Here is a 17159-nt window from a genome sequence, read left to right on the forward strand (position 1 = left end):
TAATGATTACCTAAATGTAATAACTGTTGAACCTTGAGAATTTTCAATAGTTTTAGCAGTTTCGGTGAATAAACTTCCTAATTTTTGGTAAATAGCTTCTTTGAATTCATCTTCAGTTACATTTTTATCTTTATCAGCATCGTAAATAGCTTGGTATGAGTTTTGTGAACCAAATGTTCTATCATTTCAAAGTGCTCACAATTTTCCGAATTGTGGGTTACCATTATCCACACGATTTACTTGAGTTGTGAAAATTCCTAAACCATTATCTTGAAGTGTTTTTGTTGATGAAATAACATCCATAATTTTTCCAACACTGTCAAGTTTACTCAATTCTTCATAGAATGTGGCTGTTTCTTGAAGAGTTCAATCACTTAATTAACCATCTTTTTTATTAACTTTTGATTGTTTAACAATTTCAGTTGTTAATAATTGAATTTTAGCATCATAAACATAGTTATTTAATGCTTGTCTTACTCTTAATTCAATAACTTCATCAGAAACTTTGTTGACAGCATAACTTGCTAATTTTTTAGCGTTAGCAATAGCTTCTGCATAGATATTTTCTAATTTGTTTTCGCTAATAGCATCTTTTATTTTTTGAATTAAAGCATCAACATCAGCACCATTATCACCATTAGCTCCTAAAATGAATGCTTCTATCTTTCTTACGTGGTATCCATCACCTTCAGCTAATGAACCAAAAATTTCACTTGATGTTGAAGTAAATACGCTAGGTGATAATTTTCAACTTTCAAATCATTTTTTATTTTGTTGGCTTATTTCTTTGTTATCATCATCAAATTCAATTGCAAAAATGTCTTTAACTAAATCTCTTAATCCTAATACAGATCCAGCTTCAGTTTTATCTGTGAATACAGTTTTAACTTTTTCAGCAAATCCTTCAACTGAAGCATATTTATCTAAAAGCATTTGTTCAGATGCTTCTGCAGTTGTAGGGGCTTTTTGTCACATTGAAGTTTGGAATGTTTTTTCTTTACTAATTGAGTATTTTGTTTTGTATTCTTCAAATGCTTTTGTAAATTCTTCAAATGTTTCATATCCAAGATGTTCTTTAACAGAATTCATTAATCTATTAAATTCTGGGTTACTGAAATCATTAGCATCTTTTACAAGCTGTTGTTTTTGTGATTCAACAAATGGAATTTTTGAATCTTGTTTATAATACTCTAATCAGCTTTTTGGTTGGTAAATTAATTTTAATATTTCTACGATAGCTTCTCTACGGAGTTCTGAATAAGCATTATTTCTTATATTAATCATGTATGATCATGATCCTGGTGCTTGTAAATATTTATATTCATCAGTAACATTAATTGCGTTAAAGAATGTATTAGCATTTGCGGTTTTTTGAGTATTTTGAATATCTCATGTTCCAACAATTGCGTAACTAATTTTTCCTTCTTTAAGTAAGTTTCATACAGTATTTTGAACTCCACCCATGTCAGAATTTAATAATGATTTAAGTGTTTCACGACTAATACCTTTTTTAGCTCAAACTGTTTGCTCATATTCAGAATCGTTTTTGTTGTATACAGCATCAAAAATTGGATATATTAATCTAGCTGCTGTATAAGCACCTTCTTTGTAAGCATCTTTAATTTCTTGAGGAATTTTATTAGATTCGCTTCCGTTAAATCCAGTAGTAATTTTTGCTCCTAAAGAGTAAAGAATTTTAGCCATTAAATTATCATAATTTTTATTTTCTGGGTTTTCAGATTTTAGTTTGTCAAATACACCAGCTAAAACACCATTACCATATCATAAATCTTGAATTCTGAAGAAAGCTTCTCCAGCCTCAACTAATTCCACCATTGAGTCTGTGTCTGGATTTGCTAATTGTTTTCTAACTTCATCCATTGATTTGTTAGAAACCATAACAATACCTTCTTGGTTGTGTCTTAAGGCAACGAATTTAGAAGTAATATTTTCACCTTTAATTCCATTAACTGAACCGAATTCAACTAATTCATCAATTAATTTTTGTGATGCTTGATCACCAAGAATTACTCTCCAAATATTTGTATCTTTGTATTTTGTTGTTTTTAAGAACTCATTTAAATCAACTACAACATTTTCTTGCACTGAAGTTGTAACTCTGTCATTTGGTCCATAGAATAAATCTGGAACTGCTTTAGTATCTGTTGCACCAACAGTAGCTGTATCAAGTGCTGATCATACATCTTTTTCAAGCAATTTAATGTTGTAACCATATTTTGTATGATATTCTGTTTTGTTAAATTCAGCTACAACATTGTCGTACATTCCTTTTTGAACACCATCAACAGCAATAACAATTTCTTTATTCTCATTTACTGGTTGAGTACCTACTGGTTCAGTACCTTTATCATCTTTTGAACAAGCTGCTGATAGAGCTGCTAATGATGTTAGTGATGTTAATCCACTAAGACTAATCATTAATTTGGAAAATTTATTAAATTTCATTTTTCTCCTTTTTCTATTCAAAACTAATTTCATTTTTTTCGTAAGCTACGTATGAAAAAACTATTGCTAATGGACAAAGAATTACACTTAAAGCAAAAATTATCGCTAAAATGCCGATTCACTTGTTAAATTCAGTTTTACTCAATATATAAGTAATATGAGACAATATTATGAGATTTATCAAATAAATTGCAACAAATAACGCTATTAATGCTCTAAGTATTACATTTTCCTGAATTTCTTTGAATAATTCATTAGTTTTTTCGATGCTGAAATCAAATTTCTTTTGAATTAGAATACTTGCTAAATATATTATGAAACACAAAATAAAGATTGAATTAAAACACAAATATAAATATTCTTGTATTTTAGGTAATGTCTTTCTTTCGAGAGGTCTTTTACCCAAAAACAAATAACGTATTTTAGTTTTTAATGTTAATTTATTTCTTTTTATTGTCTTCTTCATTTTATGTCCTTAAAAATTATAATTTTTATAAATATTAGTTATGGTTAAAAGCGACATTTCTTGTTTAATGTTATGAATAATTAACTTGAGTAGTCAAGAATTTTTAATACTATTTTATAGTAATAAAAGTAAATTTAATAAAAAATAAGAAAAATGTCTAATTTTACACTATGGAAAATTTTCCATAATGATTATCTAAATATTTGATTTAATTTTAATTCATAATAGAAGCAATTAAAAACTTAGGAGTTAAATCCTAAGTACTTTATTCTATACTATTTGTTTTTTATTTCTTGTTTTGATGAAAGAATTTATTATAAAATGAGAAGTAATTTTTATACTATATATCACTAAATAAACAATTCCTATAGCACCAAACATCATCACTCTATAGTGTACTCAAAAATTAACCATTTCGTTATATTCAGAATTACTATAATTTATTGCAGAAAAGTTGATTGTTATTGTCAACATTAAAATTCAAGCAAGAACTAAAGAAATAAAATATTGACTAATTGTTTTTTGAGTTATTTGCTCGTACAATAAATAATTTCTTTTTTTGACAAAATATTTAATTGTTTCATAAATATTAATAACGGCTACAAAAATAATTGTCAAAATTACTATCAAAATAAATCTGAATCTAAAGTTTTGACCAGTTAGTGAGATTATGATGCTTGCTAATATAGTTAAAATGATGATAGAAATATAAAATATTATGTTTCCTACTGTACTTTTATCTATTTTAATTTTAAAACTTAGTTGATCTTTATCTAATACTATGATGGGTAAATAATTTGAAAAAATCATACCAATCATAAATATAAATACGAAAATAAATCTTACATGTGATATTCCATAGTATTGATTATAAAGGCGTAGAAGCTTTTCTTCGTCCGAAGGCATAGATAATATTCTAACTGTCTCATTTACTTGTAAAGGAAATATGAAAAAGTAAAAAACTATTAATATACCTACGGATGCAAAAATGTTATTTTATTTAAAAATACATTTATTGTATTTTATTATATAATTGTTTAGATTTTTCAAAAGAAAAAGGGAGGTCTAATATGGCAAATATTAAATCTAAAGTTAAGAACATTGCTAAGATTGAAAAAGCTAGAGCTAGAAATGCAGCTATGAAATCACGTGTTAGAAAAGCTATCCGTGCAGCTCGTGAAGCAGTTATTGCTAAAGATGAAAAAGCAGCACAATTAGTTCAAAATGCTCACTCAATCATTGCTAAAGCAGTTCAAAAAGGTGTTTTCCACCCAAATAAAGGTGCAAGAAAACAATCAAGACTTGATGAATTTATAAACAAAAACAAATAGTCGGAATTTAAAAACACACTATTGATTAGTGTGTATTTTTTTATAATTTTTGTACATCAATAAATAACCTTTAGAAGTAGTTTCTTCCTCAATGAATTGGTGAAAATTTTGGCTTATAAGATTAGCATCACCACCACTTATAAAATAAGTGTTTTTATTATTTAAATAAATATTTTTGCATTCAGTTATAAAACCTTCTAAACTGATTATTGAACCTCTATAAATATTTGGTATAACTGTTTTTGCAAATGCTATTACTTCTTTATTACTCATATTCGAAATTTGCTTGTAATATCTTTTATTTAATATAGATGCATTTTTAATTAAATTGATAATTGTTCTAGCTAGGCCTAAAGTGATAGCGACTTCATAATATGAGTTATTTTTTAAAGCAATAAAAACTGTGGCAGTACCAAATAAAAATAGTCCTTTAGTTTCTTCTCCATCAAAACTTTGACTTAAATATTCACTATTAGCAATTAAATCAATTCCTTTTTGTTTCAGTAAGTTACTATCTATTTTATAACTGATGCATTCACGGAATTCTTCCATATCAAATAATCTAATGCCCATATTTTCTTTTTTGATTTGAGTAATTATTTTTTTAGTTAAATTTAGTACCACTGAACCGATTAATCCAATAGAAATTTTGTGTTTTATAACTAATTTAGAGATATTTTCAACAACTAAATTAACATCATATTTTTTAATTTTAACTATTTTAACGTTATCTAAAATTTTAAAATCTTGGTTAATTACATTAATTTTACAATTTGAATTTCCAATATCAACAACTAAATATTTTATTTGCTTCATACTTTTATTTCACTTGCTATTTTTGATGCTAATTCTTCTTTAGTTAAATTATCGAATTCAATGTTATTATTTTTGGTTAAAATAAATCCTGAAGTTAAAGATGATTTTAATGCTTCCTTAGAATTTAATATTAACATATCAAGGTTTTTGCCATTTAATTTTTTTAGTCCATTTTCAAGGTTCTTGCTACTTTCAAGAGCAAATCCAATTTTGATTTTTTCTGGATAAGTTTCTGAAACTCATTTAAGTACATCAACTCCTATTTTATAAGTGAAATTAATTGTTGTATCTTTTTTAATTTTTCCATCAAACTTATCAAAAATTAAATCACTAACTGCAGCTACCGATAAGTAAATATCTTGAGATACAATATTTTCTTTTACGGCATTGAAATACTGTTCAACAGTAGAAACATTGATAATTTTAATATCATTATTTATATATTTGTTCAATTCAGGTAAATTTGCATTTATTACTGTTAAATCGAAAAAATATTTTAATTCATTAATTAATGATAATCCCATTTTTCCTGATGAACGTACCGAAACGGTTCTTACATCATCTAATTTAACTTCTGTGTAACCTAAAGTAATTAATAATTTTTTAATTGGTTTTTTAATAACGAAGTTAAATAAATCGTTTACTTCAACAACTCTTCCATAACCTTCGTCACCACAGTACAATTTGCCATACTCAGGTCCAACAAATGTTACACCTAAATTTTTTAATGCATTAATATTTGATTGTAATATTTCATTATCAAACATTCTAAAATTCATCGCTGGACAAATAATTGTTTTATTAAAGAATCCTAGTGATAAAATCGACATTACAAAATTATCAGTTATTCCATTAGCTAATTTATTTATAGTATTAAAAGTAGCTGGATAAACAATAATTTTATCAGCTCATTTTGCTAGTTGAATGTGTTTAGTAGTTAATTCAGAGTAACTGTCATCATCAACATAATTTTCATTTAATTCAACTAAATTCATCTTCAGTGCATTATTAGTTAAGCAATATTTAACTTCATGACCATTCTGACTAAAGATTTTTATTAATTCATTTGTCTTTTTTAAGGCAATACTTGCGCTAGACAAAATTAAAATTTTCACTATTTGCTCCCAAAAATTCTATCACCTGCATCACCAAGACCTGGTTCAATATATTTATGATCATTTAACTTTTCATCAAGTGAAGCTAAGTAAATCATAAAATCTTTACCAAATTTTTTCTCAATATGTTCAACACCTTCTTTTACACCAACTAAACAAACCAATTTAATATTTGTAAAACCATCTTTTTGAAGTCTTTCGATTGAATCTGCAGCACTACCACCTGTAGCAAGCATAGGATCAACAACAAAAATTTGACTATCTTTTGCAACTTCAGGCATTTTATAGTAATACTCTTTAGCTTGAAAAGTTTTTTCATCTCTATAAAGACCGATGTGCCCAACTCTAGCTTCAGGAACTAATTCAAGAAGACCTTCAACCATACCTAATCCTGCTCTTAAAATAGGTACTATAACAATTTCTTTATCATAAGTAAATCCATTGTATTCTTTTTCTAGTGGAGTTGTGATTACTTTAGTTTTGGTCTTGTAATCTCTTAAGATTTCATAAACCATAAGCATTGCAATTTCATTTAAATTTCTTCTAAAACGAGAGTGATTTGCATTTTTATCTCTCATATTTGTTAATTTAATTTTGATCAATGGGTGTTCTAAAACTTTTAACATATTTTCTCCTTATTTATACACAAAAACAAGATTAAGAACTGTAGTTAGAATAATTAATAAAACTACAACTGATAAAATTCCGAAAACTCAAAGATGTAAATAATGATCATTTTTTAGTTTGTCATATGCTCTTTTATTTTTTTCTAAATCTTGATCTTTTATTTTCCCTGTTTTTAATTCATTTATTAGTTTTTCAAGTTTATTCAAATATTCTTTGTTTTTTGATTTTCTTAAATTTGTTTTTTGTATTCTATTTTGTACTTTATTATATTCCTTTTCTACAATTGAGATAAATAAGATTCTAAATTGAGAATAACTTATCATTTTTTCATTCTTTTTATTCATTACCAACCTCAATCTGACTTAGCAAATAAATCGCTGCTGTTTCAGCACGTAAAATTCTCTTTCCTAGAGAAACACATTGAAATCCTTTACCGATTGCTTTTTCTACTTCAGTATCACTAAAACCACCTTCTGGTCCAATCAAAAATAAAACATCTTTATTTATTTTTTGTTCAATAAAAGAATTATCAACTTTTTCATGAGCAATAATTTTAATTTTTGCATCTTCGTTTATAATTTCGTCAAAAGTTCTTAGTTTACTTAATTTAATACTTATGTTTCTATATGACTGTTGGGCAGCATTAAACATTATTTCATTGAATCGATCAATCTTTTTATTAAATTTAAATTTAGCTATTTCGCTATTAGTATGAGTCGAAATAAAGGGAATAATTTCAGTTGCACCAAGTTCAACAGCTTTTTCTATTAACCATTCAAAGCGTTCTAATTTTATAAGTGAAACTCCTAACTTTACTTTAAAGTTAAATTCATGGTTTTCATTAATTTCTTCTTTTATTTCAGCAATATTTCCATTTAAACCACTTAAATAAAATTTACCTTCATAAACTCCGATAATTTCTTTGTTTTCTAGCCTTAAAACCTTAAAATGTTTTAATGTTTTTTCATCAAAATACAACTTATTTCCTTGTTTTTCAACAGCAAAAAATCTATTCATAAAATAATTATAAACTAATATTAAAGTAGATTAAAAAAGTTGACAAATTAATAAACTAGAACAACGAAAGTTGACAAATAAATGTCAACTTTTTGTGTTCTAGTTTAAAAGAACTTTTATGAAAAGAATTTCACTTTTTATTCCATATAATTCGCTTACTTGAAACTAAAAAATAGTAAATTTTAGTTAATTGAGAATGTGGTATTAACCATATATATCTTGGAAAATTATTTAATTATTCTAATTTTTCAATAAAATCCTTCCTGATTTACTTCAATACACATTAACTTCCTTAGGATAAAATACTACTAAGAGAAGTGTTTTATCTTCGATATTTAAAAAAAACGTGATGATCGACCATCATCACATTCAATTTTTTTACTAATAAACATTAGCATTTTGACTAATTTTGTTCCTTCATTCTTTGTATTTCTTGAATTTTAGGATCTATTTTATTTCAATAATCATAATAAAGAGGTCATACATTAGTAACTATTTCTAGGAAATCTTTTTCACTTTCTAAATATGATTTCATTTTTGTGATCATGATATTCATTTCATTTTTAACTTCATTATATTCAAAATCATCACCAAGACCTAAAAGAATAGATTGTAATTCATTTAATTTAACATTACCATCTCTTATCACGCTTTCTTTAGCTAACGCGAAAATACGTTGTCAAGCTTTTATTAAATCACTTTCCATTTGTTCAAGTTTTTTAACATCACTTTCATTTTCATAACCATTTGAAATGCTTTTTATGGTTTGACTAGCTTCATTGTAAATATCCGGTGCAAAACTTGAAACATTTGAAAGTACGTCATTTCTAATTGCTCAACTTACTCTTTCTCTTTTACGTATAATATCACGAAATATTTCATTTAAATTTAATCACAATCTTTCAACATTTGATTCTTTTGCTTTAATTTCTTTCAAAGTCAATTTTTCGATTTGTTCCATTGTCAAGCTATTATCAATTGCATTTTTGTGCTCTGTTGTTCGCTCAGATCATTCAGGAGAATCGAAGATACCGTTCTTATAAATGTTAGTAAGCGATTCTAATCTTTCAAAGTATAATCTAATTGATGATGTACGATCAATGACATAATCTTCTCTTCTTCTTATATCAATATCTAAATATAAACCTAATTTAGAATTATAATAATAACTAAATTGTTCATCAGTAAAAGAATCTAGCTTGCTACCATCACCAATCCCCACTAGTCAAATATCTTCCCAATCTCTAAAGATCTCATCTCATTCTGGATCATTGTATTTACTGCGATGTTTTACATGATCTTGCACTAGCGGAATAAAATCTTTAATATTTTTAATAATTTCAAGACGCTTTCTTCTATTATCTTCATCCCTCTTATCTAGTTCAGCTTTTCTTAAAACATTTTCAATTTGTTTCATTTTTTCTTCTAGTTCACTAAATTCAAAAATATTTTTGTAATTTTCTATAATACTATCCAATGTATTTTGTAATTCTGCTTTAATTTCAGGATAATCATTATAGTTAACTACTTCTGGAATTGCTGAATCGTATTTTCTTTTCAATTCATCTTGTTTCGATTCTATTTGACTAATTTGGTTATTAACATATTCAATACTATAAGAAAAAACACCTGTTCAGTCCCTTATAGCTCAAGTCGGAATTTTTCTTGACTTCATTGTTTCTTCATCAACTAAGTTATCGAGTTTTTCGTATAAAAACTCTTTGAAGAAATCATATTTTGAATTTTCGATACTTTTAATGAAAACTTTATAATTCTCTAAAGCTTCAAGGTGCTCTTTAATAACTTTTTCCTTATATTTATTAAATTCTTGTAGTGGTTCACGTACCTTAGAAATTTGTAATTCTAAATCTGATATCTCATTTTTTAATTGATTGTTATTTAAGTTATCAATTCTTTTTTCAAGTTCATCAACATAAATATTTAATGGATTCAAAATCAAATATAAGTCATAATCTCTGATTTCAGAGAAATATATTAACTCATTTTCTTTTGCATGATTAATTTTTTCTAATAATATTTTTTTGTAATCAATATCATCAGATTCATTGCTAGTATTTTCATTTTGTTTATTCTTTTCTTCTTCAGCTTCGTTTAATGCGTTGTTAATCTCATTAAATTTAGAGTCTAATTTATTACTATCAAAAACTTTATGATAATCTTTAATGATGCTATTAAGTTTTTCTTCAAGATCATTTTTGATTGTTGGATAATTGTCATATTTGCTTAATTCATTGTCAATAACTGAATCGTAGTATTTTTTAAGTTCATCTTGTTTTGAAACAACTTGATTAAATCTTAATAAAATATCTTCTAAAAATGATGAAAGTTCTTCACTTTTTGCTTCAATTTTAGAAACTGAAAAATTTTTAATTTCCTCTGAATTAGGCATATTTGACATAAATTCGTTTAGTTCATTTATAAATTCTGATGCATTTTTATTTTCAAATAGCTCTTTCAATTCATTAGCTTGTTCTAATAATTCTAAATATTTTTGAATAGCTTTGTTCTTTAGTTCATTATATTCTCTAATTTTTTCTAAAGTCTCTTCCAATATTTTGTCTAATTCATTATTATTTTTGTCAACTTCCTGAGAATCTAATGATTCGATTTTTCCTAAAAGTTCATCTATGAAATCTTCTAAAGGTTTTAAAATAGTTTTTAACCCATCATCATTGTTGTTATTATAAATATCAATATGATTGGTTTTGGTTTCATCTAATTTTTCTTTGAATTTATCTTGTTTAGCATTAAGTTCATCTTTTAAATTATTATCTATAGCTTCTTTATTTTTATTAGCTTCTTCTAAAGCTTTTGATAAATCTTTTTGAGCTAATATTAAATCTACAAAAGTTGAATTACTTTCCGGATCCAAAAGAACGCTTTTATCCACCACAACTTTTGATAATGACTGATGAATAGATGAATATTTTTCATCACTAAATTCAGTTTTTAATATGTTTTTTATCTCATCGATAAGTTTTGATAATTTATCTTTCTCTTGATTAAAAATTTCTTTTGCAAAAGTTGTATATCTGTTTAATAATTCATTGTAATCATCTTTTTTATTTGTATTTTTATTTAGTGAATTTTCAACTTGATTAATATAGTCAAAAAAATCATTCACTTCTTTACGTTGATCACCTTCTAAAATTTTAATTTCATCTTTTATTTCAGAAAGTAATTTGGTAATTTTATCTTTATATTCTGAATTTGTATTTTTTTGAATTATTGAACACGCTGCTAATGAAGCACTTAATGTAACTACACCTGCACAACCTAGTGCTATTAATGGAATAAGTAGTTTTTTATTTTTCTTTTTCATAAATTACCTCTAATATTCAATACTAAAATTTATTATTTATATTATATTACTTCAATCCTAAATTCAAAAAAAAAAAAAAAAAAGAGCTTAAATTTTTTACCTAAATAAAGAGATATTTGAAAAAAATATAAAAAACAACACTTTATGTGTTGTCTAAGATAATTCAAGATTTCCAGTGTATAAAGCGTAATATAAACCACGGTTTTTGATTAATTCATCATGAGTTCCGATTTCGTTTATTTCACCGTCTTTAAGAACTAAAATAACGTCTGCATTTCTAACAGTGCTTAATCTGTGGGCAATAATAAAACTTGTTTTGTCTTTCATTAAATTGCTTAATGCTTTTTGAATTTCTTTTTCAGTTTTGGTATCAATATTACTTGTAGCTTCATCAAGAATTAAAATATCTGGATTACAACAAGCAACTCTAGCAATACTTAATAATTGTCTTTGACCTTGACTTAAATTTGCTCCGGCAGATTCAAGGTAAGTATCATAACCTTTGCTCATTAAGTTTATAAATGAATCAGCATTAGCAACTTTGGCTGCTTCAATAATTTCTTCAATAGTAGCATTTTCTCTACCATACGAAATATTATTTCTTACTGTGTCACTGAAAAGATAAGTATCTTGAAGTACTACTCCAATTTTTTCACGTAGATCTTTTTTATTAATATCTCTTATATTAATTCCATCGATATAAATATTTCCTGAATCAATATCGTAAAATCTATTTAATAAGTTTGTAATAGTCGTTTTACCAGCACCGGTAGGTCCAACAATAGCGATTTTTTGACCTGGTTTTACAGTTAAATTAATGTTCTTTAATATTGGTTTATTTTTGTTGTAACTAAAGTTTACATTTTCTAGAATAACACCTTTAGTTGAACATGGAATATAACTAATCACACCATTATTATTTATTTTTCAGTATTTTTTGCTTTCTGGATTATTATTTCTTTCAGTTTCAGTAACTTCAATAATATTATTGTTTTCATCTAAAATTCCGTAAACTGAAACAATTTGCCCTTCATCAATTTCATCAGGTAAATCCAAAACATTTTTAACTCTTTGGAAACCACTAAGAGCCATTAAGATCGAACCGACATTTTGTGAAATTGAACTAATTGGTTGAGTAAAGCTTCTAGCTAATTGTAAGAATGAAATAAGTGTACCGATACTTAGTGCTAATCCATAAGTATTTAATGCAGTTGAATTAACAATCATTAATGAACCAAGAAGTCCTAAAATAGCATAATTTATGTTTCCCATATTAATTGCAATAGGCATTAATATGTTACTTAAATTCTTACTAATTCTGTCATTTTCATACAATTCTTGATTTAATTTATCAAATTTTTCAAGTGATTTATGTTCATAATTAAACACTTTAACAACTCTTAATCCATCAATCATTTCGTTGATGTAAGCATTAGTATTTCCTAAACTAGTTTGAGTTCTAACAAAGTACTTACTTGAAAATTTAACAATAATTTGCATTACAAGCATGATTAATCCAACAAGGAATATTGCAACAATTGTTAATGATCAGCTTTGAATAAACATAAATACAAGCGAAACAATAACTGTAAAAATAGCTTGAACAATATCAGGAATTGATTGAATCATTGTTTTAATTAACTCAATATCATTAATGAAATATCCCATAATTTCGCCATCTTGAGTTGTGTCAAAGAATCTAACAGGTTTTTTCTGTACTGAAGTATATAATTCATCTCTTAATTTTTTAAGAGTATTATGAGTAATGTTAGCCATAATTCTTTGAGAAGCTAACATAGCAGCAAGAGTTAAAACTAAAATTGAGATATAAATAATTACATATTTATTAAATTCTGCTCAATTAAAGGCTGCGTTAGGATCAGTTGATAAAGCTTTAAGTCATGGGTCTAAAAATCAACCAACGACCACAACCCCAATAAACATTTGTGCAAGAATTAAAGTAAACGAAGAAAATAAGTTTAATAAAACTGCTAATGGATATAAAACTTTATTAGCTTTAAAAATATATTTTAATAAAGCTTTGAACATTCCTTTTTGAATCGGAGCTCTTTTTGCTGTTCTACTAGAAGAATGATGCATTATTTACCTCCATTTTGAGAATTATATAATCCAGCGTAAAACTCATTGTTTTCAAGAAGTTCTTGGTGAGTGCCAAATCCACTGATCTCACCTTTTTTCATAACAATAATTTTATCTGCAGTTTCGATTGAACTAATTCTGTGGGCAATAATAATCTTTGTAGTATTTGGTAAGTTGTTTCTTAGTGCCATTCTAATTTGTTTATCAGTTTTAGTGTCCACCGCACTAGTTGAGTCATCCATAATTAAGATTTTTGGTTTTTTAATTAAAGCTCTAGCGATGCAAAGTCTTTGTTTTTGTCCACCAGAGTAATTGTTTCCTTTTTGAGCAACACGTTGATCTAAACCTTCTTCTTTTGAGAATACAAAGTCATGTGCACTTGATATTCTAAGCACCTCCTCAATCTCATCATCAGTAACATTAGGATCGCCTCATTGCATGTTTTCTCTAAGGGTTCCGCTAAAAAGAACGTTCTTTTGTAAAACCATTGAAACATTATCCCTAAGGAATTCTAAATCATAATCTTTAACTTCAATTCCACCAATTGTTAATTTTCCTTCGGTAATATCATAAAGTCTAGGTAGAAGTTGAATTAATGAGCTTTTTCCTGAACCTGTTGATCCAACAATTCCAATTGTTTGACCTTCTTTAATTTCTAAATTAATATTTTTAAGGGTGTAATTCTCATCATTTTCATGATATTTAAGAAATACATTTTCATATTTAATATCAAAGTTTTTTAACTCTTTAATAGGGCTTGCGACATTTTGAATGGTACTTTCTTCAGAAAGAACTTCAGCAATACGAGCAGCTCCAGCTCTAGCAAAAATGATTGAAGCTGCAACCATAACAATCATCATTAATGAAATCATAACTTGTCATAAGTATGAAACAAAAGATGTAAGAATACCGATTGTTAAATCGCCACTGCCGTGAGTTGAAACAATATTTTGTGTTGTTAAATAAGAAATTAATAATGATGAGAGGAAAATTAATCCTAAAAATGTAAATTGACCTCATGCAATGGTTTTGTCATTTCTCATCAAAATATCTCTTAATTTTAATGTAAATTTTTCAAAATTAGTAAATTCATGTTTTTCTTTATTGAATGATTTAATAGTTTTGATAGCACTTAAGTTTTCCTGAACTTTACTGTTAAATTGATCCATTACTTCTAATGATTTTTTGAATTTTGGATATACAATTCAGAAAATAACAGTAAATACTGTTCCCATTATTACAAGAGCAACTAGTAAAATTCAAGCTAATTTTGTACTGTTAATAAATCCTAAAATAACTGCACCAATAAGCATAATTGGACCACGAACCATAGTACGAATTATGTTCATATAAGCCATTCTTATATTAGTAATATCATTTGTTAACCTAATAATTAAGCTTCCTGTGCTAAATTTGTCTATATTTCCAAATGAAAAGTTTTGAATTTTTTGGAATAATTCATATCTTAAATCTCTAGCCAACATTCCTGAAGCTTTGGAAGCGAAAACTCCTGAAATTGCACCACAAATTAAAGACAGAATTGCGAAGAGAAATATCAATCCACTTCATTTATAAATTTCAAGTTGATTTTGAGATTGAATTCCTTGATCGATTAAGTTAGCCATAAAGGTAGGAATCAAAATTTGGCAAATAACTTCTATAGTAATAAAAACAATAGAAATGGTAGATTCAAGCCAAGTACGTTTAGCAATTTGTCTTATTGTCATTTTTCTCCTTTATTTATATTTTTTCTTTCTATTCATTAAGTAATCTTCGATAATGCTTGAAATATAAAAACTCAACAATGAAATAACAATAATTGGTATTAGCATAACAATTCTCAAAGTACTTTTAAGTTCATTAAAACCTAAAATAAAGAAAAAAGCTGCCAACAATGAGCCAACTATCCCAAAACTGTCACTTTTGATTTTATTAAATCAAAGCAGAACCACTCATATAATTAAAACACAAATTATATTGGTGGTTAAAGCAATTCAGAGAAATTTCTGTGGAAATACTCTCAATTTAAAGTCGTCAGTTCCGATAATTCAGAATGTTATTGCAGGCAAAACTATGCAGATTGTTATAAATATATATTGGTTTAATTGTTTACTTTTTTCAGTTATTTTATTCATAATTTGCTTTTAATTTAGTAATTAATAAAACAAATTCATCAATCGAAACTGTTTTAGTTTCAGTTTTACCATATTCTCTATAAGAAATGGTTCTGTTTTTTTGTTCTTCATCACCTAAGATTAATTGAAATTTAGATTTAGACATTTGAGCTTCTCTCATTTTTTTAGAAATTCTTTCCTCACGATCATCAATTTTTACTCTAAATTCAAGATTGAATAATAAATCTCTAATTTCCTTAGCGTAATCTAAATTAACTTTTTCATTTACAGGAAGAATTGTAATTTGTTTTGGAGCAAGTCAAAATGGTAAATTACCTTTAGTTTGTTCAAGCATTGTAGCTACGAATCTTTCATATGTACCAATTAATCCACGGTGTAACATAACAGGTCTTTCATTTTCGTTATTTTTATTAATGAAACTTAAATCAAATTTTTCAGGGAGTAAAAAGTCTAATTGTAAAGTTGAAATTGTAACTTCATGTCCTAAAGCAGTAAAAATTTGAATATCCATTTTAGGTCCATAGAAAGCTGCTTCACCTATTTTTTCTTCGTATTCAACACCTAGTTCATTCAATACTTCACGAAGTTGGTTTTCAGAAGAGTTTCACATGTGATCATCATCATAGTATTTTTCTTTATTGTTTTTATCTCTTAAACTAAGTGAAATATAACTAATATTAAGTTTAAAAAGTTCTAATGTTTCTTTAATTTGTGAGTACATTAATTTGAACTCATCTTTAATTTGATCTTTTCTTAAAAATAAGTGTCCTTCAGTTAAAAGCATTCCTCTAACACGTTCAAGTCCAGTTAATGCTCCAGATTTTTCATAACGATATAACTGAGATTGTTCACTATATCTTATAGGCAAATCACGGTATGAACGTTTTTCCATGTTATAACAAATAATGTGGTGTGGACAAGTCATTGGTCGTGGAATAAGTCTTTCATTTTCAACAACCATTGCACTAAACATATCATCTTTATAGTGGGCTAAATGTCCTGAACGTCTGTAAAGTTCTTCTTCACCAAAATGTGGAGTTAACACTTCAGTAAATCCGTATTTACGATCCATTTTTAAAATTAAATTTCTAATTTCATTGTGGATGTGCATTCCATCTTCAAGTCAGAATGGAAGACCTTGTCCACCAAGACGATTGAATGCAAAAAGTTTTAACTCTTTACCAATTTTTCTATGATCTCTTTCTTTTCTATCTTTAAGGATTTCTAAGTATTGATTCAATTCATCACTTGACTCTCAAGAAGTACCATAAATTCTGGTTAATTGAATATTATCTGAATTTCCTCTTCAGTATGCACCAGCAAGAGAAAGAAGTTTGAAGTGTTTAATTTTTTTGGTATCTTCCACATGGTTTCCAGCACAAAGATCAACAAAAACTGTTTCGTTATTAAGTGGATCAACTAAAGCATAAAAAGTAATATCAGCACCTTTAGCTTTAAGTTCTTCATAAAGTTCTTTTTTGTATGGTTTGTTTTCAAAACTGTATTCATTAATACTTACTTGCTTCATAACTAAGTTTCTTGAAGCTAATTTTTTCATTAATTTTTCAATTTTGTTTAATTCGGTATCACTGATTGGATTTTCAAATTCAAAGTCGTAGTAAAATCCTTCATCTGTAGCAGGTCCAAAACCAAGTTTAACGTTTGGATATAATTTTTCTACTGCAGCACCAAGCAAGTGGCTTGTTGTATGGTTTAATTGCTTATTTGCTTTCATTGTAACCT

15 protein-coding genes are annotated in these 17159 nt (G+C 26.6%); 1 reads left to right on the top strand and 14 read right to left on the bottom strand.

The features are described 5' to 3' along the window. Window positions 1-6 precede the first annotated feature (6 nt). The 4 genes from FRW55_RS02190 to FRW55_RS02205 form a co-directional block, all read right to left on the bottom strand. Window positions 7-333 (bottom strand): hypothetical protein, encoded by a 327-nt coding sequence (locus FRW55_RS02190; RefSeq protein WP_146368545.1) that lies wholly within the window; start codon window positions 331-333, stop codon window positions 7-9. A 45-nt stretch (window positions 334-378) separates the two neighbouring features. Next, the gene (locus FRW55_RS02195) at window positions 379-2466 is read right to left on the bottom strand and encodes a hypothetical protein (protein WP_146368546.1); all 2088 of its coding nucleotides are present in this window, start codon (window positions 2464-2466) and stop codon (window positions 379-381) included. A 13-nt stretch (window positions 2467-2479) separates the two neighbouring features. After that, complete coding sequence (locus FRW55_RS02200; RefSeq protein ID WP_146368547.1) at window positions 2480-2932, bottom strand: hypothetical protein; 453 nt, start codon at window positions 2930-2932, stop codon at window positions 2480-2482. Between the two features lie 270 nt (window positions 2933-3202). After that, entirely contained in the window at window positions 3203-3838 is a 636-nt protein-coding gene (locus tag FRW55_RS02205; protein ID WP_146368548.1) for a hypothetical protein, read from the bottom strand. A gap of 164 nt (window positions 3839-4002) precedes the next feature. On the opposite strand from FRW55_RS02205, the gene rpsT reads away from it, so the two are divergent. Continuing rightward, window positions 4003-4263 (top strand): 30S ribosomal protein S20, encoded by a 261-nt coding sequence (gene rpsT / locus FRW55_RS02210; protein WP_146368549.1) that lies wholly within the window; start codon window positions 4003-4005, stop codon window positions 4261-4263. Window positions 4264-4281: 18 nt separating this feature from the next. Here the strand turns inward: rpsT and FRW55_RS02215 are convergent, their stop codons facing one another. From FRW55_RS02215 to thrS, 10 genes are all read right to left on the bottom strand, one after another. Further along, window positions 4282-5079 (bottom strand): type III pantothenate kinase, encoded by a 798-nt coding sequence (locus FRW55_RS02215; RefSeq protein ID WP_146368550.1) that lies wholly within the window; start codon window positions 5077-5079, stop codon window positions 4282-4284. Continuing rightward, window positions 5067-6194: a bifunctional phosphopantothenoylcysteine decarboxylase/phosphopantothenate--cysteine ligase CoaBC gene (gene coaBC / locus FRW55_RS02220; protein WP_146368551.1), complete on the bottom strand. Its 1128-nt coding sequence runs from the start codon at window positions 6192-6194 to the stop codon at window positions 5067-5069. The genes FRW55_RS02215 and coaBC overlap by 13 nt, the downstream gene beginning before the upstream one ends. Then, window positions 6194-6820 carry a uracil phosphoribosyltransferase gene (gene upp / locus FRW55_RS02225; RefSeq protein WP_146368552.1) on the bottom strand — a complete coding sequence of 209 codons (627 nt, stop codon included), beginning with the start codon at window positions 6818-6820 and terminating at the stop codon, window positions 6194-6196. Before upp ends, coaBC begins: the two co-directional genes overlap by 1 nt. Window positions 6821-6829: 9 nt before the next feature. Beyond that, complete coding sequence (locus FRW55_RS02230) at window positions 6830-7165, bottom strand: hypothetical protein (RefSeq protein WP_146368553.1); 336 nt, start codon at window positions 7163-7165, stop codon at window positions 6830-6832. Continuing rightward, the gene (locus tag FRW55_RS02235) at window positions 7158-7838 is read right to left on the bottom strand and encodes a 16S rRNA (uracil(1498)-N(3))-methyltransferase (protein ID WP_146368554.1); all 681 of its coding nucleotides are present in this window, start codon (window positions 7836-7838) and stop codon (window positions 7158-7160) included. Before FRW55_RS02235 ends, FRW55_RS02230 begins: the two co-directional genes overlap by 8 nt. A gap of 403 nt (window positions 7839-8241) precedes the next feature. After that, window positions 8242-11181 (bottom strand): hypothetical protein, encoded by a 2940-nt coding sequence (locus tag FRW55_RS02240; protein WP_146368555.1) that lies wholly within the window; start codon window positions 11179-11181, stop codon window positions 8242-8244. A 153-nt stretch (window positions 11182-11334) separates the two neighbouring features. Continuing rightward, the gene (locus FRW55_RS02245) at window positions 11335-13281 is read right to left on the bottom strand and encodes an ABC transporter ATP-binding protein (protein ID WP_146368556.1); all 1947 of its coding nucleotides are present in this window, start codon (window positions 13279-13281) and stop codon (window positions 11335-11337) included. Next, entirely contained in the window at window positions 13281-15008 is a 1728-nt protein-coding gene (locus FRW55_RS02250) for an ABC transporter ATP-binding protein (RefSeq protein ID WP_146368557.1), read from the bottom strand. Before FRW55_RS02250 ends, FRW55_RS02245 begins: the two co-directional genes overlap by 1 nt. A gap of 9 nt (window positions 15009-15017) precedes the next feature. Then, a complete protein-coding gene (locus FRW55_RS02255) occupies window positions 15018-15416 on the bottom strand; it encodes an MAG3450 family membrane protein (protein ID WP_146368558.1) in 399 nt (132 codons plus the stop codon). Beyond that, complete coding sequence (gene thrS, locus FRW55_RS02260; RefSeq protein WP_146368559.1) at window positions 15409-17151, bottom strand: threonine--tRNA ligase; 1743 nt, start codon at window positions 17149-17151, stop codon at window positions 15409-15411. The genes FRW55_RS02255 and thrS overlap by 8 nt, the downstream gene beginning before the upstream one ends. Window positions 17152-17159 lie beyond the last annotated feature (8 nt).

This window comes from Mycoplasma anserisalpingitidis, assembly GCF_007859615.1.
Classification (GTDB): domain Bacteria; phylum Bacillota_I; class Bacilli_A; order Mycoplasmatales; family Metamycoplasmataceae; genus Mycoplasmopsis; species Mycoplasmopsis anserisalpingitidis.